Below are 16,911 nucleotides of genomic sequence, written 5' to 3'. Positions count from 1 at the left end.
GGAGCCGCGGCGGCGATGTCGACGGGCGAGAGCGTCGCTCGTAGGGCTCAGCCTGCTCGTGGCGATTCCGCTCGCGCCGGCCGCGGCGCACGCCGCGGCAGAGCGCGCGGCGAGCGCCGCGCCGGCGTCGTCCGCGCTCCCGGAGCTCCCGCGGCTCGCCCCGATCCCCCGTCCAGAGCCGGACATCACGGCGCTCCGCGAGCTCGACCGCGTGCTGGAGCAGATCACGTCGCAGGACGCGCGCTCCCGCGAGAGCGCCCGCGCGGCCCTCGACGAGCCGATCCCCGGCATCGTCGACGCGGTGCGGGTGCGCGTGCAGGACATCCGCGGCTCGCTCGATCGAGACGCCGCGCCGCGCGTGCTCACCGAGGCGCGCAAACAGGGGCGCAAGGCGCTGAAGGCCGAGAGGGACGACGACGGCGCCAAGGAGGGCGCGGACGCGAAGAGGGGCGCGAAGGACAGCAAGGCCGCGAAGAAGGGCTCTGGCACGGCGAAGAGGGGCGCCGGCGACGACACGGACAAGAGGGACGAGCCCGAGGGCGACTGGCTGGACTTCATGCTGGCGATGCCGCGGCCGCGCGACGGCGCGTGGCGCGATGTCGTCAAGCTGCTGACGATGGATCGGATGCTCGTCGCCGCAGGCACGACGCCGGCGGTGCGTGAGCTCATCGCGCTGCACGCCTACTTCGGCGAGCTGCTCCGCATCGATCTGCAGAGGCAGATCGCCAAGCTGCGGGACAAGGCCGTCCCTGCGCTGATCGAGGCGCGCCAGCACGACGCGAGGATCGTCCAGCGATGGGCGAACAAGCAGCTCGACCTGCTCGGCCGGGCCATCCCCGGCGAGGCGATCGCGTCGAACGACACGCAGATCCTGGCCGACGTCCTCCGCGCCTATGGCCGCGTCCGCGACGTCGACGCCATGCGCGTGATCCTGAGCTTCTGCAACAGCGATCGCGCGCGGCTGCGCGACGCTGCGCGCGAGGCCATCTCCGCGATCGGCGAGCCCGGGATCTGGCAGCTCCGCGACGCTTACCTGAACCTGACCGGGGAGAAGGCGCCGCGAGACTGGGCGTGGGATCGCATCGCGCGCGAGCTCTTCGCGACGTATGACCGCGCGCGCCTCGCAGAGGTTTACAAGCTGATGGACGAGGGCGTCGCCGCGGCGAGCGCGGGCAAGCACGCCGAGGCGACCGACGCCTTCGACAAGGTGCTCGCCCGCTCGCCGCTCTTCGAGCGCCGCAAGGAGATGGTCGGAGCCTACGTCGAGCGGGCGAAGGCGCTCTCCGGCGACCGGCGAGAGGACGCGCTCGCGATGCTGCGCAAGGCGCTGCGCCTCGGCCCGGACAAGGAGCAGGCGAAGCAGATCGAGGCGGACATCGCGTACCTCGAGGGCGTGCTCCTCATCGAGCGCGGCACACCGGACAAGTTCGTGCTCGAGCGTGCGCTCGAGCTCGATCCCGCCCACGCCGGCGCCAGGGAGGCGCTCGCGTCGCTCGCGGACAAGGTCGTGGAGCAGAAGAGCCAGACGGATCGCTACATCGCCGCGGGAGCGGTGGGTCTCGCGGCGATGCTCGCGATGCTCTTCATCGCCCGCTTCCGGAGCGATCCGGCGCCGTCGCCTGGGCGACGCAGCGCCGCTCCTGCGCGACCGCCGGCAGCTCCTCCGCCCACGCCGCCCTCCGAACCGGCGCCTCAGGCCGCGCCGCCCTCCGAACCGGCGCCTCAGGCCGCGCCGCCCTCCGAACCGGCGCCTCAGGCCGCGCCGCCCTCCGAACCGGCGCCTCAGGCCGCGCCGCCCTCCGAACCGGCGCCTCAGGCCGCGCCGCCCTCAGAATCGGCTCCTCAGGCCGCGTCGCCCTCCGAGCTGGACGCTGAACGCAAAGACGCCGGGGGAGCGTGATCGCTCTCCCGGCGTGCTCCGCGTAACGCCGGCGCCGTGGGGCGCCGGCTCACCTCAGCTCAGCCCGCGGTGGTCGCCGGTGCGGCCGGCTCCGCCGCGGTCACCGGCTCTGTCGCCTGGGTGGGCGCATCCTCCAGCGCGGGCGCGTCGATGAACTCGATGAGGCTCATCGGCGCGCTGTCACCCCGACGCGGCCCGAGCTTGATGATCCGCGTGTAACCGCCAGGTCGCCCCTCGAACCGCTTCGACAGCTCGATCATCACCTTCGCGACGATGTCGACCTTCTTGCCGTCGGTCGCGACCCCCCAGCGAGGGATGTAGCTGCCCACGAGCCGCTCGGCGTGGAGCCGGCGCGCCCTGTCGCCGGGGCTGAGCTCCCCGTGCGCGGTGTACGCGACCTTGCCGAGCCGCGTGGCCTTGGTGATGAGCCGCTCCGCCACACGCCGCAGCTCCTTCGCCTTGGCGTCGGTCGTCTCGATCCGCTCGTGGGTGATCAGGTTCGCCGTCAGGTTGCGAAGCATCGCCCTGCGGCTGGAGGTATCCCGACCAAACTGCCTGCCCGCTTTCTTGTGACGCATGACGTTCCCTCAGTACCGACTCACGCCTGCGCCTGCTGCGCCTTCCAGCGCTCGAGGAGCTGCGGCCAGTTGTCGATCTTCATCCCGAGCGAGAGCCCCATGTTCGCGAGGATCTCCTTGATTTCCTTCAGCGACTTCCGACCAAAGTTCTTGGTCTTGAGCATGTCCTGCTCGGTCCGCTGCACGAGCTCGCCGATGAGCGTGATGTTCGCGTTCTGCAAGCAGTTCGCGGAGCGCACGCTCAGCTCGAGCTCCTCGACGGAGCGGAACAGGTTCTCGTTGAGCGGCTCGTCGTCGCTCATCACCGCCTGGTAGCTCGTCTCTTCGCTCTCCTCGAAGTTGACCCAGATGGAGAGCTGCTCCTTCAGGATCTTCGCGGCGAACGCGACCGCATCCGCCGGCGACACCGAGCCGTTGGTCCAGACCTCGAGCGTGAGCTTGTCGTAATCGGTCACCTGCCCGACGCGGGCGTTCTGCACGGTGTAGTTCACCTTCCGGATCGGCGAGAACAGCGCGTCGATCGGGATCGTCCCGATGGGCATGGTCGGGGTCTTGTTGCGCTCGGCAGGCACGTACCCGCGGCCCACGTTGACCGTGAGCTCCATCGAGAGCGGCCCCTTCTTGTCGAGCACGGCGATGAGGTGGTCGGGGTTGAGCACCGACAGCCCCTCGACGAGTTGGATGTCGCGCGCGTAGACGGGCCCCGGGCCCTCGCGGTCGATCCGCACCGAGTACGTCTTCGGGGTGGCCGCCTTGAAGACGACCTCCTTCACGTTGAGGATGATGTCGCTCACGTCCTCGACGACGTCGGGCACGGTCGTGAACTCGTGCAGCGCCCCCTCGATGCGGATGGCCGTCGCGGCCGCCCCCTGGAGGGAGGAGAGCAGCACCCGGCGCAGCGAGTTGCCGATCGTGATGCCGAAGCCGCGCTCGAGCGGTTCGCACGTGAACTTGGCGTAGAACTGGGTCCCGCTCTCAGCGTCGATCGAGATACCCTTGGGCCGGATCAGGTCGCGCCAGTTCCGCGCGATCATCGTGAGGTTCGGGTTGTTCATCGTCATGACCATCTCCTTCCTTCATGAGGTTTGCGCGGAGGTCTCACGCCGCGGCCGCACTCGACCGGTCCGGCGCCGCCTCCTGCCCGCATCCTTGGCTCCGTGCGCCCGCGCCCTCTGCGCGCGGGCGGCGGCGTCGGGAGCCCGCGGCGGGCGAGCGCACCGCGTCGGGTGCGCTCGCGCGCTGCGCTCTTCCGGGCCGCCCTCGCGCGATCAGCGCGAGTAGTACTCGACGACGAGCTGCTCGCGGATCTCCGGCTCGTTGAGATCCTCGCGGATCGGAGCTCCCTTGATGGCGCCGGCGAACGCCTGGCGATCCACCTCGATCCAGCTCGCGACCGGGCGCTTGTCCGCGCCCCCGACGGACGCGAGGACGCTCTTGAACTTGCGCGCCCCCTCGGTGAGCTCGATCCGGTCCCCGGTGCGCACCACGTAGCTCGGGATGTCCAGCCGCTTGCCGTTCACGTGAACGTGCCCGTGCCGGACGAGCTGGCGCGCCTCGGCGCGGGACGAGCCGAAGCCCATCCGATGCACGACGTTGTCGAGGCGCCGCTCCAGCAGCGCGAGCATCTCCTCGCCCGTCCGGCCCTTGCGCCGGTTGGCCTCCTGGAAATACCCGCCGAACTGCCGCTCGAGCACGCCGTAGATGCGGCGCACCTTTTGCTTTTCACGCAGGCGCACCGCGTACTCGCTGAGCTTGATGCGCCCCTGGCCGTGCTGGCCGGGCGGGTACGGGCGCCGCGTGTAGGCGCACTTCTCGGAGTAGCAGCGCTCTCCCTTGAGGTAGAGCTTCATCCCCTCGCGGCGGCAGAGCTTGCAGACCGGACCAATGTAGCGAGCCATCGTGAATTACCTCAAACCCTGCGCCGCTTCGGCGGCCGGCAACCGTTGTGGGGGATCGGCGTGACGTCGCGGATCAGCGTCACCTTGAAGCCGGCGGTCTGGAGCGCGCGCAGCGCGCTCTCGCGACCCGCCCCCGGCCCCTTCACGAACACGGCGACCGAGCGCATCCCGTGCTCCTGGGCGCGCCGCGCCGCCTCTTCGGCCGCGAGCTGCGCGGCGAACGGCGTGGACTTGCGCGACCCCTTGAAGCCGCGGGCGCCCGCCGACGACCACGCGATCGCGTTGCCGTTGATGTCCGTGATCGTCACGACCGTGTTGTTGAAGGTCGACTGAATGTGCGCGATGCCCGCGGCGACATTCTTCTTGACCTTCTTCTTCTGCTTGGCCTTGCTGGTGGAGGCAGCCGTCTTCGCTTGCGCCATGGCGTCCTAATCCCCGCTCATCACTTCGCGGCTGGACGCCGCTGCAACATGCCCTTGCGCGGTCCCTTCCGGGTGCGCGCGTTCGTATGCGTCCTCTGCCCGTTCGCCGGGAGGCCGCGCCGGTGCCGGAGGCCCCGGTAGCAGCCGAGATCCATCAGCCGCTTGATGTTGAGCTGCACCTCGCGTCGCAGGTCACCCTCGACCTTGTACTCCGTGTCCAGGAGGTCGCGGATCGCCTTCACCTCAGCGTCGCTGAGCTCCTCGACCCGCTTGTTCACCGGAATGTTGGTCTTCTCGCAGATTTGCAAGGCGAGCGTGCGACCGATGCCGTACAGGTACGGCAGGGCGTAGGCGATATGCTTTCGACGCGGGAGATCGACACCAGCGATACGAGCCATGGTTACTCCAAACCAAAACGGGGCGGGCTTCCGCCGAAAGAGCTAGTTCCCCTGGCGCTGCTTGTGGCGGGGGTTCTCGCAGATGATCCGAACGACACCACGCCGCCGCACCACCTTGCACTTGTCGCAGATCTTCTTGACGCTCGGGCGCACCTTCACGGGGAGCCTCCAGATTCCTCAAAAAATACGTTACTTGTGCCGGTACGTGATCCGGCCTCGGCTCGGGTCGTAGGGCGAGACCTCGACGGTCACGCGATCGCCCGGCAGGATCTTGATGTAGTACTGCCGCATCCGGCCGCTGATGGTGGCGAGGACGCCCAGGCCATTGTCCGCCTTGACGCGAAACATGGCGTTCGGCAGGGCTTCCTGAACCACGCCGTCGAACTCAAGCTTGTCGCCCTTCGGTTCCTTCGGCGGTCTGGCTTGTTTGGAACGCCTCATTCTCCACCCGAGCCCGGTCGGTCCAGGACCGACAGTACCCTCTGCGTAACTTCTTCTGGTTTCCCGACACCGTCGACGCGATGCAGCAGCTTCTTCTCCTCGTAGAACGGGAGAAGGGCGGCCGTCATCGCCTCGTAGGCATCGAGACGCCTGGCGACAGCCTCAGGCCGATCGTCGGCCCGATGCTCGAGCTCCGCTCCGGGGGGCGGCGGATTATAGACGAGATGATATATCTGTCCACTGCGTTTGTCAGTTCGGCGGTGGATCAATCGTTCCTCGAGCAGGGGGCGCGGGACGTCCAGCTGGAGCACCGCGTCGATCCGCTTGCCGCCCCGGGCGAGCAGCTGGTCGAGCGCCTCCGCCTGAGGTACCGTCCTCGGAAATCCGTCCAACAGAAAACCGTTCGCGCAGTCAGGTTCGGCCGTCCGGCGGTCGATGAGGCTGATCACGGCCTCGTCCGGCAGCAGCCCACCCGAGTCCATGATGTCGAGGTAGTGCTTCTCGAGCGTGCCCGACCGCTTCGCCTCGCGCAGCATGTCGCCGGTCGAGATCTGCGGGATGTTGAAGCGTGCGCACAGCAGCTTCGCCTGCGTACCCTTACCAGCACCAGGCGGTCCCACCAGAACCAAGATCATTTGCCCTCCATCACGCCTCGGGGAGCCGGCGTCCACGGATACGGGTCGCACCGGGGCCGGTCAGCCCCTCGTAGCTCCGCGTGATCAGGTGCGCCTCCAGCTGGTTCACGGTGTCGAGCGCCACGCCGACGACGATCATGAGCGACGTTCCTCCGAAGCCAAACGGGATACGCAGCCAGTTACCGACGATCGAGGGAACCACGCACACCGCTGCGACGTAGAGCGCGCCGCCTACGGTGACCCGCTGGATCACCCGGTTGATGTAGTCCGCCGTCTGCTTGCCTGGACGGATCCCAGGAATGTTTGCCTGTTGCTTCTTCAGGTTCTCGGCGACGTCCACGGGCTGGAACGTGACATTCGTGTAGAAGAAGCAGAAGAAGATGATGAGCAGCGCGTAGCCGGTGTTGAAAACCCAGTCGCCCCGGTTGATGATCGCCTGGATCTTGTCGGCCCCTGGCACCTCCATGTTCGCGAGCGTCGCCGGGAACATGAGCAACGACGAGGCGAAGATGGGGGGGATGGTGCCGGCCGTGTTCACCTTGAGCGGCAGGTGCGCCGTCTGGCCGCCGTAGACGCGGCGGCCGACCTGGCGCCGCGAGTACACGATCGGGATCTGCCGCCTGCCGTTCTCGAAGAAGGCGATGACCCCGATGATGGCCACGATGAAGGCGACGATCGCCGCCATGTTGAGCGGCTGGAGATCGCCCGCGTTCTGCGCGAAGTAGTTCCCGATCTCCTGCGGGATGGCTGTGATGATGCTCGCGAAGATCAGGAGCGAGATGCCGTTCGAGACGCCGCGCTCGGTGATCTGCTCGCCGATCCACATCAGGAACGCGGTCCCGGTCGTCAGCGTGATGACCGTCATCAGCTGGAAGGCGATGCCGGGGTGGGTCACGATGCCGGCGCCCGTCTCGCTGCTCGACAGCCCCTCCAGCATCTTCGCGATGGAGAAGGCCTGGAACAGCGAGAGCGCGACCGTGCCGTATCGCGTGTACTGATCCAGCCGGCGACGCCCCTGCTCGCCCTCTTTCCGCAGCTCGTCGATGGGCTTGTACACCATGCCCATGAGCTGCATGATGATCGATGCCGAGATGTACGGCATGATCCCGAGCGCGAAGATCGACAGGTTCTCCAGCGCTCCGCCCGAGAACATGTTGATGAAGCCCAGGAGGCCGCCCGACTGCTTCGCGACATACTGTCGCATCGCGTTGCGGTCAACGCCGGGGGTGGTCACGAAGACGCCGACCCGGTAGACGGCGAGCATCACCAGCGTGAAGATCACGCGTCGCCGGAGCTCGGGGATCTTGTGAAAATTGGTGATTCCCGCGAGGCTGGCCATGGGCGATCCTGGGCTCTGGGTGGAGGGGGCGCCTGCGCGTTGGCTAGGCGGACGCGGAGTCCGTCGACTGTTCCCGGGGAGCGGGCGAGGCAAGCACGACCGCCTTGCCCCCCGCCTTCTCGATCTTCTCGATCGCTCCCTTGGAGAAGCGATGCGCCGTCACGGTGAGCTTCTTCGTGAGCTCGCCGCCGCCGAGGATCTTCACGACGTCGAATCGCCCCTGGACGAGCCGGGTCGCCTGGAGCGCGGTCACATCGACCGCCACGCCATCGTCGAACGCCTCGAGGGCGCCGACGTTGACGTTGACCACCACGTCCGCGAGCGGGTTGCGGAAGCCGCGCTTCGGGAGGCGCCGCTGGATCGGCGTCTGTCCACCCTGGAAGTGCTTCTTGTTGATGTTGCCGCCCGCCCGGGCCTTCTGCCCTTTCTGTCCGCGGCCGGCCGTCTTGCCAACGCCGGATCCCACGCCGCGGCCGACGCGGAGCTTCTTCGTTACGGCGCCCTCGGGGGCCTGAAGCTTAGAGAGGATGTCCATGTTTCACACTTCCGTACGCGGCAACTCCGCTGGAATGACGATCTAGCTTCTCAGGACTTCGAGGGGGCCGCCTCGTTGGCGACCTCCTCGACCTCGACCAGGTGGAGGACCTTCTTCACCATGCCACGGAACGAGGGCGTGTTCGCGACGATCACCTCGGATCCCGGGCCACGGAGGCCGAGCCCCTTCACCACGCGGCGGGTGTGCTCGACCTGGCCGATGGTGCTGGCCTTCTGACGTACGCGGAGCTTCACTGCGAGCCTCCTTCGGCGCCACCCTGCGGCGAACCACCCTGCGCAGGCGGCGCGACGCTCGCGCGCCGGCGGCCCGTGGTGCTCGTCGCGCCGCGGCGCTGGTAGTCCAGCGAGTCGAGCTGCATCGACCGCTTCCCGGCGACGCTCTCCGGGCTCTTGAGGCCGCGGAGCGCAGCGACGGTCGCGTGCACGACGTTGTGCGGGTTGCTCGTCCCGAGCGACTTCGTCAGCACGTCGTGGATCCCCGCCGACTCGACGACGGCGCGCACCGCGCCGCCGGCGATGACGCCCGTCCCAGGGCTGGCCGGCTTCAGCAGCACCTTGCCCGCCCCGATGTGGCCGAACGACTCGTGCGGGATGGTCACCCCATCCAGCGGGATGCGGAACAGGTTCTTGCGAGCCTGATCGTTCCCCTTGCGGATCGCCTCGGGCACCTCGTTGGCCTTGCCCAGACCCACGCCCACGTGCCCCGCTTCGTCGCCCACCACGACCAGCGCCGAGAAGCTGAAACGCCGGCCGCCCTTGACGACCTTGGCGACGCGGTTGATGTGGATGACTCGCTCTTTCAGCTTCTCTTCGTCGACATGATCGAACGCCATAACCGTCCTCTATCACGTTCTCCGCCGCGGCAGTCGACCGCGCCCGCCGCCCTCTCCTCGAGGGCAGCGGCTGTGGGAGTCAGAAATCGAGACCTTCCTCGCGCGCCGCCTGGGCGAGGGCGCTCACGCGCCCGTGATACAGATAGCCGTTGCGGTCGAAGACCACCCTGTCGATCTTCTTCGACTTGCAAATCTTGGCGATCAGCGCCCCGACCTTCTTCGCCGCCTCGACCTTGTTGTCCTCGTCGAGCGAGCCCTTGAGATCCTTCGACAGCGTCGAGGCGTGGGCGAGGGTCGTGCCGCTCACGTCGTCGATGACCTGCGCGTAGATATGCTTCGAGCTGCGGAAGACGCTGAGGCGCGGGCGCTCCGGCGTCCCCGAGACCTTCTTGCGGATGCGGAGCTTCCGGCGCTCCCGACCGACGATATTCATGCCCATGACCGTCTCGTCCCTCGGTGCAGCGGCGTACCCGCCGCCGCTCGCCTTTACTTCTTGCCGCCCTTGCCGGCCTTACCAGCCTTCTCCCGGACGCGCTCGCCGCGGTAACGGACGCCCTTGCCGCCGTACGGCTCGGGCGGCCTGAAGCCACGGATCGTAGCGGCCGTCTGCCCGATGAGCTCCTTGTCCGCGCCGGTCAGGACCAGCACGGTGCCCTTCGAATCCGCAGGGATCGTCGCGGAGAGACCGGCGGGCACAGCGAACGTCACCGGGTGGGAGAAGCCGAGCGCGAAATTCAGCGTCATGCCCTTGAGCTCGACGCGGTAGCCGGTCCCCTTGAGCTCGAGGACCCGCTCGTAGCCCTCGGAGACGCCCTTCACCATCGCGGCCACCAGGGCCCGCGTGAGCCCCTGCAGCCGGGACGCGTCGCGCCCGGGCGCGACCGAGCTCACGTGGAGCTTCCCCCCGTCGAGCTTGATCTCCACCTTGTCGGTGAGCGTGCGGGAGAGCTGCCCCTTCGGGCCCTTGACCTCGATTTTGCGCCCGTTGACGGTCGCGGTGACGCCCTTCGGGAGGTCGATCGGCCGCTTGCCGACCCGCGATGTCTTCGACGCGAGCCGGTTGTCACCGTTCGCAGCCTGGGCTGCGTTCGCCTGGAGTTCCATCACCACACCTCGCAGAGCAGCTCACCGCCCACCTTGAGGCGGCGCGCATCCCTGTCGCTCATGAGCCCGCGCGACGTGCTCAGGATCGAGATCCCGAGCCCGCTGAACACGCGCGGGATCCGGTCGTGACGCACGTACACGCGACGCCCCGGGCGGGAGACACGGCGCACGCCGTCGATCGCGCTCCGTCGATCGCGCCCGTACTTGAGGACGATCGTGAGCTTCTTGGGACCCTCGCCCTCGGTCTCGCGCACGTCGGCGATGAAGCCCTCGGATTTGAGGATCTCCGCAACGGCAGCCTTGATGCGGCTGGCGGGGACCTCGGTCCGGTCGTGCCGCGCGAGCGCCGCGTTGCGAATGCGGGTCAGCATGTCGGCGATGGGATCGGTCATCATAGAATCACCAGCTGGCCTTGATCACACCAGGGAGCTCACCACGGAGCGCGAACAACCGAAGGCAGACACGGCAGAGCTCGAAATCGCGGTAGTAAGCGCGCGAGCGCCCGCACACCTTGCAACGGTTCTTCTGCCGGGTAGAAAACTTCGGCGGACGGTTCAGCTTCGCAAACTCTTTTGCACGGGCCATCGAAAATCCCTCAGTGCCGGAACGGGATGCCAAGCTCCGTGAGGAGCGCGCGTCCTTCCTCGTCCGTCTTCGCCGTGGTCACGAACGAGATGTTGAGCCCCTTCACGACGTCGATCTTGTCGTAGTCGATCTCGGGGAAGATGATCTGCTCGCGCAGGCCCATCGTGAAGTTGCCCTTGCCGTCGAAGCCCTTCGGGCTCACGCCCTTGAAGTCACGGACGCGCGGCAGCGAGAACGAGATCAGGCGATCCACGAACTCCCACATCCGCTCGGCGCGCAGGGTCACCATCACGCCGATGGGCAGGTTCTCGCGCAGCTTGAACGTCGCGATCGACTTCCGGGCACGGGTCACCACCGGCTTCTGGCCGGAGATCGCCCGCATGTCCTCGACCGCAGAGTCGATGATCTTCGGGTTCTGCACCGCCGCGCCGAGCCCCATGTTGAGCACCACCTTCTGCAGGCGGGGCACCATCATCGGGTTCTTGTAGCCGAACCGCTTCGAGAGCGCGGCCGTCACGCTCTTCTGGTAGTGCGTGCGGAGCCGCGGGGTGTAGTTCGGGTCGCGCGGACGCACCTCGGCCGGCTCGGCGGCCTCGACCTCGGCGGCCTTCCCCTTCGCGCCCTTCGCTTCCTTGCTCTTGGCGGGCGCCTGCGGCTTCGCCTGCTGCGGCTTGGGCTTGTCCTTGCCCTTGCCGTCCTTGGCCGCCTTGTCCTTGTCCTTCTTGTCCGCCATGGCTAGCCCACACCGATCGCGCTGCCGCTCTTGCCGACGCGCGTCTTCTTGCCGTCCTCACCGACGCGGATCTTCACGCGCGTCGGCTTGCCCGTCGCCGGATCCACCGGCATGACCTTCGAGGCGTGGATCGGCGCCTCCTTGGTGATCTTCCCGCCCTCCTGGTTGCGCGGCGTGGGCCGCTGATGGCGGGTCACCGTGTTCAGGCCTTCCACGATCACGCGATCCTCGTCCGCGAGGATCCTCGTGATGCGCCCCTGCTTCCCCCGCTCCTTGCCGCTGATGACCTCCACGAGGTCACCGACCTTGAGGCGCTTCATCAGAGGACCTCCGGGGCGAGCGAGATGATCTTCATGAACTTCTTCGCGCGGAGCTCGCGGGCGACCGGCCCGAAGATGCGGGTGCCGATCGGCTCCTTCTCCTTGTTGATGAGGACCGCGCTGTTGCCGTCGAACTTGATGTAGCTGCCGTCGGAGCGCTGGTACTCCCGGGCGGTGCGGACGACGACGGCGCGCGCCGTGTCACCCTTCTTCACCTTCGTCCCCGGCAGCGCCTCCTTGATCGACACGACGATGACGTCGCCGAGCGCGGCGTACTTGCGGCGCGAGCCGCCGAGCACCTTGATGCACTTCACGACGCGGGCCCCGGAGTTGTCCGCGACCTCGAGATGGGTGGACACCTGGATCATGGCGCTACTCCTCCACCGTACGAGCAACGAGCTTGGTCACGAGCCACCGCTTGTCGCGGGAGATCGGCCGGTGCTCCATGATCTCGACGCGATCGCCCACCTTGTACTGGTTCGTCTCGTCGTGCGCCTTGTAGCGGTCCCGCTGCCGGACGTACTTCTTGTACACGGGGTCGAGCGCGTTCCGGATGACCTCGACGGTGACCGTCTTGTTCATCTTGTCGCTGACCACCTTGCCGACCAGCCTGCGCCGGAAGCCGTGCGCCTTCGCCTCGGTCTCGGGCTGCGCAGGCGCTGCGGCGGCCAGCTCGGGCGCCGCAGCGACCGGCTGCTGGGATTCTGCCTTCTTCTTCGCCATGGCTATGCCTTCTCCTCGGCACGCGCGCGCTGCGTGAGGATCGTCTTCACCCGCGCGAGATCTCGCTTCGCCTTGCGAATCGTCGCCGTGTCGTTCAGCCGATTCGTGAAATTCTTGAACCGCGCCTCGAAGAGGCTCGCCGCCAGCGACTTCTCGAGCTCGCGCAGGTGGTCGGTCGTGCGTTCCCGCAAATCCTTCGCCTTCATCTCAACCCTCACGTCAGCCCGCGGGCGAGGAACTTGCACTGCATCGGGAGCTTGTGCGCCGCGAGCCGGAAGGCCTCCTTGGCGGTCTCCTCGCTCACGCCGCTGATCTCGTACATCACGCGACCCGGCAGCACGAGCGCGCACCACTCCTCGGGCGCACCCTTTCCGCCACCCATGCGCACCTCGAGCGGCTTCTTCGTCACCGGACGGTCCGGGAAGATGCGGATCCAGAGCTTGCCGGCGCGCTTCACGTGCCGCTGGATGGCCATACGGGCCGCCTCGATCTGCCGCGCGGTCACGCGCGCGGGCTCGACGCACTGGAGCGCAAAGTCGCCGAAGGAGACGTCGCTGCCCGTCGTGGCCAGGCCGCGGTTGTTCCCCTTCTGCATCTTGCGGAACTTGGTTCGCTTCGGAGACAGCATTCTGCAATCCCTCTACTGGATCCGGCGCGCCTTACGCTGCAGGACCTCGCCCTTGAACATCCAGACCTTCACGCCGATGATGCCGACCTTCGTCCTCGCCTCGGCGAGGCCGAACTCGATGTCGGCGCGGAGCGTGTGCAGCGGCACCCGGCCCTCGCGGTAGGTCTCGACGCGGCTCATCTCGCTGCCGCCGAGGCGGCCAGCGCAGCGCACGCGGATCCCCTTCGCGCCGAACTTCATCGCGGTGGCCACCGCCTTCTTCATCGCCCGGCGGAACGCGATCCGGCGCTCGAGCTGCGTCGCGATGTTCTCGGCGACGAGCTGCGCGTTGGTCTCGGCCTTCCGGACCTCCTGGACGTCGATGAAGACCTCGTTGTCGGTGAACGACGACACGCCAGGGAAGAGGGTCTCGCCCTTGGACGCGGTGCCGATGTTGCCGCTCTTGAGCGTCTCGATCCCCTTGCCGCCCTTGCCGATCACCATGCCCGGGCGGGCGGTGAAGACGATGACCTTCGCGCGGTTCGCCGCGCGCTCGATCTCCACGCCGGCGATGTTCGCGTTGTAGAGGTACTGCTTGATCGCCCGCTTGATGCGGATGTCCTGGTGGAGCCACTTCTGATACGCGGCGCCGTCCTCGTACCACTTGCTGCTCCACGTCTTGATGACACCGACGCGGAAGCCATACGGATGGGTCTTCTGTCCCATATCGGCAGGTCCTCTACTTACTTTCTCTCGTCGACTTCGATGACGATGTGCGACACGCCCTTGGTGATCCGGGTCGCACGGCCCATCGCGCGCGGCCGCCAGCGGCGGTTGAACTTGTTCGGCCCCTTGTCGACGGTGGCCTTGCTGATGAAGAGCGCGTCGATGTCAGCGCCCGCCTGCTGAGCATTCGCGACCGCGCTCTCGATGACCTTCCGCAGCACGGGGGCGCCGCTCTTCTGCGTGAACGAGAGCAGCTGGATCGCCTCGTCCGCGTCGCGACCTCGGACGAGATCAGCGATCATGCGAGCCTTGCGCGGGGCGATCCGCGAAAACATCGCACTGGCTTTGCTTACCATTCGAGACACCTCGCGACACCGGCGGGCGGAGTGACTCCGTACCGGGTTTCGGTTCGCTGCGAACCGGTTGCACCGTCGTACGCTTCCGGTCCCAGCCCGGCGTCCCTGGACGCGACCCCCCCCTCGCGTCACCGGGGGGCTTCCCGCGGCGGCCGAGGAGGCGGAGCTGAGATCGAAGCGCCGTTACGGCTCTTCTACTGGGAGACCGGGATGACGCCCGATCGCCCGGGAAAACGGAGCGCGGTGCTTACCAGCGCGAGCCACGGTACGCAAGCGCGATCCTTCCGCTCGCCTGCAGTTTCTTGCGCCGGGCCGCGCCCCCTGGGCAGGCTTTCAGACTTTCCTGAACGCGCGTCCGGAGGAGCCGGGCTCCTCGCCGCTGCACCACGAGCCCGAGGCGGGCCGCAGGGCCCTTCAATTTTTCCTTGACATCTGGAAACATCGAGAAAATCGCAGCCTCGGCCCTCGGGCGCGCGCCGATCGCGCGCGCTGCGGGCGCGCGTCGCGCCCGTCGCTCGGCGTCGCAGGAGGAAGAGCAGGATTGCGCGGGGAATAGGAGAGGTCCAGGTTGAGTCGAACGCACCACGCTCGGGAGCTCTTCCCCGACGATGTAGGAGGTCACGACACCATGCTTGCTCGTCATCGCCATCGTTTTCTCGCGCTCACCTTGGCCCTGCCCGCAGCGATTCACGCCGGCTGCGTCGTGCGGGCCGCGGACACCGACAACGACGTGGAGCAGACGACCGGGCCCGGCGTCACCAGCACCACCTCCACGACCGGCGGCGGATACGGAGGTGACGGCGGATACGACGGCGAAGGCGGATACGGAGGTGACGGCGGATACGACGGCGAAGGCGGCCAGGGCGGGGATGGTGGGCAGGGCGGCGAGGGCGGCCAGGATGGAGCGTGTGTCCCCGAGTGGGACGGCGACCTCACCGTCGAGGCCTGTGACGAGCTGAACATCTCGCCGGCGCAGGGGGCGACGAGGCAGTGCGGCGACACCCGCGACGAGGACCCCATCGGCTACAGGCTCTGCACGCGCGGCTTCGCCATCTTCGGCCCCGGCCACGCCGCGGATCTCGTGGATTGCCTGAGCGACATCGGCGTGCAGGACGCGTGCGATCAGGCGCCCGCCGAGGCGTGCCTCAACCGGATGTACGCCAACGCGTGCACCGGCCAGGCCGCCGCGACCTGCGACGCCATCGTCGTGGGCTGCAACTCTCAACCGTTCGACGTCGACCAGTGCGAGCGGCAGCTGAACCCCCTCAGCGACGCCGGCGTGGATGAGCTCGTCGGCTGCATCAACGAGACCGATCTGAATGTCAGCTGCCAGCAGGCCTACGACGACTGCTATCGATATGTCATGAGCTTCTGAGCAGGCCCCGCCCACGAACCGCGATCCGGGGCGCGCTCGCCGCCTCTCCGCTGTGACGGTTCTTTTCGCCCGACATCCTACGCCCCTCGGATCACTCTGGGCCTCGCGCCAGCGCACGCCCACCACGCGTGCCGCGCGCGCTCTCCGGCCCCACGGCGCCGCGGCGAGCGCGCCCTCCGCCGCGACGAGCGCGCCCTCTCATGCACGCGCGTTCGGGGCCGCCCTGAGCGCGGTATTCGGTTGCATTTGGGATGGCGGGAGGGGATCCTCGGCTCCTCCGTGGCCAAGGACATGTCCTGCTTGCGCCTGGTCTCCCACCATCCCCGTTCGTCGGGGGCGCGTCCATGCCGCGGCGGAGCGCTGCTCGGTGTGCTCGTCGCGTCGGCCGGGTGCACGCCGGGCTCGACGACCGCGGAGCAGATGTCGCCGCGGCTCATGGCGCGAGCCTCGATGGAAGCGAGCTCCACCGTCGCCGTGGAACGGCCGACCAAGGCCAAAGGGAACGCGCTCGCCTCCTTCAAGGAGAGCGCGCTCGTTTCTGCCAACGACGGCATCTCGCTCGAGCCCGTGACGGAGCCCGTCCCAGGAGCCGACCAGCAGGCCTCGTCGACCGGTGGCCCGCGCTGCCCCGCGGAGATGGCCCTCGTCGAAGATCGCGTGTGCGTCGACCGCTGGGAGAGCTCGCTCGTCGAGCTGACGCCGAGCGGTGAGCGCCCCTGGTCGCCGTTCGATCCGATCGACGGTCGGGAGCGACGCGTCCGCGCCGTGTCCTGGCCGGGCGTCATCCCGCAAGGCTACATCAGCGGACGGCAGGCCAAGATGGCGTGCGCGGCGTCGGGCAAGCGCCTGTGTCGCTCGGATGAGTGGGTGAGCGCCTGCCGCGGGCCGCAAGACACGCTCTTCCCGTACGGCGCGCTCCGCCAGCGCGGCGTGTGCAACGACGACGAGCGTCCCGTGCATCCCGTCGCCGAGATCGCGGCGCTGCTCGACATCAGGTCCGAGGAGCTCTGGACGACGGCGATGAACAACCCCCTCATCAACCAGCTCTCCCACGCGCTGCGCCCGACGGGCGAGCGAGCGGGGTGCACCAACGCCTACGGCGTGTTCGACATGGTCGGCAACCTCCACGAGTGGGTCGATGACCCGGGCGGCACGTTCCGTGGCGGCTATTACATGGACACGACGCGCAACGGCGAGGGCTGCAAGTATGCCACGACCGCGCACTCCTTCGGCTACCACGACTACTCGACCGGCTTCCGGTGCTGCATGGATCCGGAGCAGGTTGACTAGCTTCGCGCCCCCCAGGCTCATCCATCATTCCGCGGCGGCGGTGGGCTCGAGGAGAGCCTGTTCGTCGCGCGGCGCAGCGAGGGCCAATGGCTG

Annotated in this window: 27 protein-coding genes; 3 read left to right on the top strand and 24 right to left on the bottom strand. The window is 68.0% G+C overall.

Annotated elements, in window-relative coordinates; translation table 11 throughout:
• Positions 1-58: 58 nt before the first annotated feature.
• Complete coding sequence (locus tag WMF31_RS01730) at positions 59-1,900, top strand: hypothetical protein (RefSeq protein WP_436600271.1); 1,842 nt, start codon at positions 59-61, stop codon at positions 1,898-1,900.
• A 59-nt stretch (positions 1,901-1,959) separates the two neighbouring features.
• Here the strand turns inward: WMF31_RS01730 and rplQ are convergent, their stop codons facing one another.
• The 24 genes from rplQ to rplV all read right to left on the bottom strand — a co-directional run bounded on the left by rplQ (position 1,960) and on the right by rplV (position 14,153).
• Complete coding sequence (gene rplQ / locus WMF31_RS01725; protein ID WP_436600270.1) at positions 1,960-2,478, bottom strand: 50S ribosomal protein L17; 519 nt, start codon at positions 2,476-2,478, stop codon at positions 1,960-1,962.
• A gap of 20 nt (positions 2,479-2,498) precedes the next feature.
• The gene (locus tag WMF31_RS01720; protein ID WP_012240545.1) at positions 2,499-3,539 is read right to left on the bottom strand and encodes a DNA-directed RNA polymerase subunit alpha; all 1,041 of its coding nucleotides are present in this window, start codon (positions 3,537-3,539) and stop codon (positions 2,499-2,501) included.
• Positions 3,540-3,746: 207 nt separating this feature from the next.
• Entirely contained in the window at positions 3,747-4,376 is a 630-nt protein-coding gene (rpsD, locus tag WMF31_RS01715) for a 30S ribosomal protein S4 (protein ID WP_436600269.1), read from the bottom strand.
• Between the two features lie 11 nt (positions 4,377-4,387).
• On the bottom strand, positions 4,388-4,798 hold the full coding sequence (gene rpsK, locus WMF31_RS01710; RefSeq protein ID WP_129354252.1) for a 30S ribosomal protein S11: 411 nt from the start codon (positions 4,796-4,798) through the stop codon (positions 4,388-4,390).
• 20 nt (positions 4,799-4,818) lie between these two features.
• Positions 4,819-5,196, bottom strand: coding sequence for a 30S ribosomal protein S13 (rpsM, locus tag WMF31_RS01705; RefSeq protein WP_129354254.1), 378 nt, complete (start codon positions 5,194-5,196; stop codon positions 4,819-4,821).
• A gap of 42 nt (positions 5,197-5,238) precedes the next feature.
• Complete coding sequence (gene rpmJ / locus WMF31_RS01700) at positions 5,239-5,355, bottom strand: 50S ribosomal protein L36 (protein ID WP_012240549.1); 117 nt, start codon at positions 5,353-5,355, stop codon at positions 5,239-5,241.
• Positions 5,356-5,385: 30 nt separating this feature from the next.
• Positions 5,386-5,637 carry a translation initiation factor IF-1 gene (infA, locus tag WMF31_RS01695; protein WP_020740966.1) on the bottom strand — a complete coding sequence of 84 codons (252 nt, stop codon included), beginning with the start codon at positions 5,635-5,637 and terminating at the stop codon, positions 5,386-5,388.
• Complete coding sequence (locus WMF31_RS01690; RefSeq protein ID WP_436600268.1) at positions 5,634-6,272, bottom strand: adenylate kinase; 639 nt, start codon at positions 6,270-6,272, stop codon at positions 5,634-5,636. Before WMF31_RS01690 ends, infA begins: the two co-directional genes overlap by 4 nt.
• Positions 6,273-6,282: 10 nt before the next feature.
• Positions 6,283-7,611 (bottom strand): preprotein translocase subunit SecY, encoded by a 1,329-nt coding sequence (secY, locus tag WMF31_RS01685; RefSeq protein WP_436600267.1) that lies wholly within the window; start codon positions 7,609-7,611, stop codon positions 6,283-6,285.
• A gap of 43 nt (positions 7,612-7,654) precedes the next feature.
• Entirely contained in the window at positions 7,655-8,146 is a 492-nt protein-coding gene (gene rplO / locus WMF31_RS01680; RefSeq protein WP_436600266.1) for a 50S ribosomal protein L15, read from the bottom strand.
• 50 nt (positions 8,147-8,196) lie between these two features.
• Positions 8,197-8,400, bottom strand: a complete 204-nt coding sequence (rpmD, locus tag WMF31_RS01675; protein WP_436600265.1) for a 50S ribosomal protein L30 — start codon at positions 8,398-8,400, stop codon at positions 8,197-8,199.
• A complete protein-coding gene (gene rpsE, locus WMF31_RS01670) occupies positions 8,397-8,999 on the bottom strand; it encodes a 30S ribosomal protein S5 (RefSeq protein ID WP_436600264.1) in 603 nt (200 codons plus the stop codon). Before rpsE ends, rpmD begins: the two co-directional genes overlap by 4 nt.
• Before the next feature lie 79 nt (positions 9,000-9,078).
• The gene (rplR, locus tag WMF31_RS01665) at positions 9,079-9,438 is read right to left on the bottom strand and encodes a 50S ribosomal protein L18 (RefSeq protein WP_129354266.1); all 360 of its coding nucleotides are present in this window, start codon (positions 9,436-9,438) and stop codon (positions 9,079-9,081) included.
• A gap of 47 nt (positions 9,439-9,485) precedes the next feature.
• Positions 9,486-10,103 carry a 50S ribosomal protein L6 gene (rplF, locus tag WMF31_RS01660; protein WP_436600263.1) on the bottom strand — a complete coding sequence of 206 codons (618 nt, stop codon included), beginning with the start codon at positions 10,101-10,103 and terminating at the stop codon, positions 9,486-9,488.
• The gene (gene rpsH, locus WMF31_RS01655; protein ID WP_129354270.1) at positions 10,103-10,498 is read right to left on the bottom strand and encodes a 30S ribosomal protein S8; all 396 of its coding nucleotides are present in this window, start codon (positions 10,496-10,498) and stop codon (positions 10,103-10,105) included. The genes rplF and rpsH overlap by 1 nt, the downstream gene beginning before the upstream one ends.
• A 4-nt stretch (positions 10,499-10,502) precedes the next feature.
• A complete protein-coding gene (locus tag WMF31_RS01650) occupies positions 10,503-10,688 on the bottom strand; it encodes a type Z 30S ribosomal protein S14 (RefSeq protein WP_081426659.1) in 186 nt (61 codons plus the stop codon).
• Positions 10,689-10,698: 10 nt separating this feature from the next.
• Complete coding sequence (gene rplE / locus WMF31_RS01645; protein ID WP_436600262.1) at positions 10,699-11,421, bottom strand: 50S ribosomal protein L5; 723 nt, start codon at positions 11,419-11,421, stop codon at positions 10,699-10,701.
• Between the two features lie 2 nt (positions 11,422-11,423).
• A complete protein-coding gene (gene rplX / locus WMF31_RS01640) occupies positions 11,424-11,741 on the bottom strand; it encodes a 50S ribosomal protein L24 (protein WP_436600261.1) in 318 nt (105 codons plus the stop codon).
• Positions 11,741-12,109 (bottom strand): 50S ribosomal protein L14, encoded by a 369-nt coding sequence (gene rplN / locus WMF31_RS01635; RefSeq protein WP_061614904.1) that lies wholly within the window; start codon positions 12,107-12,109, stop codon positions 11,741-11,743. The genes rplX and rplN overlap by 1 nt, the downstream gene beginning before the upstream one ends.
• 4 nt (positions 12,110-12,113) lie before the next feature.
• Positions 12,114-12,464 carry a 30S ribosomal protein S17 gene (rpsQ, locus tag WMF31_RS01630; RefSeq protein WP_436600260.1) on the bottom strand — a complete coding sequence of 117 codons (351 nt, stop codon included), beginning with the start codon at positions 12,462-12,464 and terminating at the stop codon, positions 12,114-12,116.
• Between the two features lie 2 nt (positions 12,465-12,466).
• Positions 12,467-12,670 (bottom strand): 50S ribosomal protein L29, encoded by a 204-nt coding sequence (gene rpmC / locus WMF31_RS01625; RefSeq protein ID WP_129354274.1) that lies wholly within the window; start codon positions 12,668-12,670, stop codon positions 12,467-12,469.
• Positions 12,671-12,678: 8 nt separating this feature from the next.
• Complete coding sequence (gene rplP / locus WMF31_RS01620) at positions 12,679-13,092, bottom strand: 50S ribosomal protein L16 (protein ID WP_104985823.1); 414 nt, start codon at positions 13,090-13,092, stop codon at positions 12,679-12,681.
• Positions 13,093-13,104: 12 nt separating this feature from the next.
• Positions 13,105-13,797, bottom strand: coding sequence for a 30S ribosomal protein S3 (rpsC, locus tag WMF31_RS01615; RefSeq protein ID WP_104985824.1), 693 nt, complete (start codon positions 13,795-13,797; stop codon positions 13,105-13,107).
• A 17-nt stretch (positions 13,798-13,814) separates the two neighbouring features.
• Positions 13,815-14,153 carry a 50S ribosomal protein L22 gene (gene rplV / locus WMF31_RS01610; protein WP_129354276.1) on the bottom strand — a complete coding sequence of 113 codons (339 nt, stop codon included), beginning with the start codon at positions 14,151-14,153 and terminating at the stop codon, positions 13,815-13,817.
• A gap of 628 nt (positions 14,154-14,781) precedes the next feature.
• On the opposite strand from rplV, the gene WMF31_RS01605 reads away from it, so the two are divergent.
• Both WMF31_RS01605 and WMF31_RS01600 read left to right on the top strand, forming a co-directional pair.
• Positions 14,782-15,528: a hypothetical protein gene (locus WMF31_RS01605; RefSeq protein WP_436600259.1), complete on the top strand. Its 747-nt coding sequence runs from the start codon at positions 14,782-14,784 to the stop codon at positions 15,526-15,528.
• 369 nt (positions 15,529-15,897) lie between these two features.
• Positions 15,898-16,818 (top strand): SUMF1/EgtB/PvdO family nonheme iron enzyme, encoded by a 921-nt coding sequence (locus tag WMF31_RS01600; protein ID WP_436600258.1) that lies wholly within the window; start codon positions 15,898-15,900, stop codon positions 16,816-16,818.
• Positions 16,819-16,911: the final 93 nt, after the last annotated feature.

Source organism: Sorangium sp. So ce1036, from assembly GCF_051369805.1.
GTDB lineage: Bacteria > Myxococcota_A > Polyangia > Polyangiales > Polyangiaceae > Sorangium > Sorangium cellulosum_F.
The sequence above is the reverse complement of the archived record's forward strand: the minus strand, read 5'-3'. Positions and strand labels throughout refer to the sequence as shown.

What these genes read in the sequence shown, in the direction of transcription:
- rplQ (WP_436600270.1), bottom strand. Translation starts at nt 2,478, where the DNA reads ATGCGTCACAAGAAAGCGGGCAGGCAGTTTGGTCGGGATACCTCCAGC.
- WMF31_RS01720 (WP_012240545.1), bottom strand. Translation starts at nt 3,539, where the DNA reads ATGACGATGAACAACCCGAACCTCACGATGATCGCGCGGAACTGGCGC.
- rpsD (WP_436600269.1), bottom strand. Translation starts at nt 4,376, where the DNA reads ATGGCTCGCTACATTGGTCCGGTCTGCAAGCTCTGCCGCCGCGAGGGG.
- rpsK (WP_129354252.1), bottom strand. Translation starts at nt 4,798, where the DNA reads ATGGCGCAAGCGAAGACGGCTGCCTCCACCAGCAAGGCCAAGCAGAAG.
- rpsM (WP_129354254.1), bottom strand. Translation starts at nt 5,196, where the DNA reads ATGGCTCGTATCGCTGGTGTCGATCTCCCGCGTCGAAAGCATATCGCC.
- infA (WP_020740966.1), bottom strand. Translation starts at nt 5,637, where the DNA reads ATGAGGCGTTCCAAACAAGCCAGACCGCCGAAGGAACCGAAGGGCGAC.
- WMF31_RS01690 (WP_436600268.1), bottom strand. Translation starts at nt 6,272, where the DNA reads ATGATCTTGGTTCTGGTGGGACCGCCTGGTGCTGGTAAGGGTACGCAG.
- secY (WP_436600267.1), bottom strand. Translation starts at nt 7,611, where the DNA reads ATGGCCAGCCTCGCGGGAATCACCAATTTTCACAAGATCCCCGAGCTC.
- rplO (WP_436600266.1), bottom strand. Translation starts at nt 8,146, where the DNA reads ATGGACATCCTCTCTAAGCTTCAGGCCCCCGAGGGCGCCGTAACGAAG.
- rpsE (WP_436600264.1), bottom strand. Translation starts at nt 8,999, where the DNA reads ATGGCGTTCGATCATGTCGACGAAGAGAAGCTGAAAGAGCGAGTCATC.
- rplR (WP_129354266.1), bottom strand. Translation starts at nt 9,438, where the DNA reads ATGGGCATGAATATCGTCGGTCGGGAGCGCCGGAAGCTCCGCATCCGC.
- rplF (WP_436600263.1), bottom strand. Translation starts at nt 10,103, where the DNA reads ATGGAACTCCAGGCGAACGCAGCCCAGGCTGCGAACGGTGACAACCGG.
- rpsH (WP_129354270.1), bottom strand. Translation starts at nt 10,498, where the DNA reads ATGATGACCGATCCCATCGCCGACATGCTGACCCGCATTCGCAACGCG.
- WMF31_RS01650 (WP_081426659.1), bottom strand. Translation starts at nt 10,688, where the DNA reads ATGGCCCGTGCAAAAGAGTTTGCGAAGCTGAACCGTCCGCCGAAGTTT.
- rplE (WP_436600262.1), bottom strand. Translation starts at nt 11,421, where the DNA reads ATGGCGGACAAGAAGGACAAGGACAAGGCGGCCAAGGACGGCAAGGGC.
- rplX (WP_436600261.1), bottom strand. Translation starts at nt 11,741, where the DNA reads ATGAAGCGCCTCAAGGTCGGTGACCTCGTGGAGGTCATCAGCGGCAAG.
- rplN (WP_061614904.1), bottom strand. Translation starts at nt 12,109, where the DNA reads ATGATCCAGGTGTCCACCCATCTCGAGGTCGCGGACAACTCCGGGGCC.
- rpsQ (WP_436600260.1), bottom strand. Translation starts at nt 12,464, where the DNA reads ATGGCGAAGAAGAAGGCAGAATCCCAGCAGCCGGTCGCTGCGGCGCCC.
- rpmC (WP_129354274.1), bottom strand. Translation starts at nt 12,670, where the DNA reads ATGAAGGCGAAGGATTTGCGGGAACGCACGACCGACCACCTGCGCGAG.
- rplP (WP_104985823.1), bottom strand. Translation starts at nt 13,092, where the DNA reads ATGCTGTCTCCGAAGCGAACCAAGTTCCGCAAGATGCAGAAGGGGAAC.
- rpsC (WP_104985824.1), bottom strand. Translation starts at nt 13,797, where the DNA reads ATGGGACAGAAGACCCATCCGTATGGCTTCCGCGTCGGTGTCATCAAG.
- rplV (WP_129354276.1), bottom strand. Translation starts at nt 14,153, where the DNA reads ATGGTAAGCAAAGCCAGTGCGATGTTTTCGCGGATCGCCCCGCGCAAG.
- WMF31_RS01605 (WP_436600259.1), top strand. Translation starts at nt 14,782, where the DNA reads ATGCTTGCTCGTCATCGCCATCGTTTTCTCGCGCTCACCTTGGCCCTG.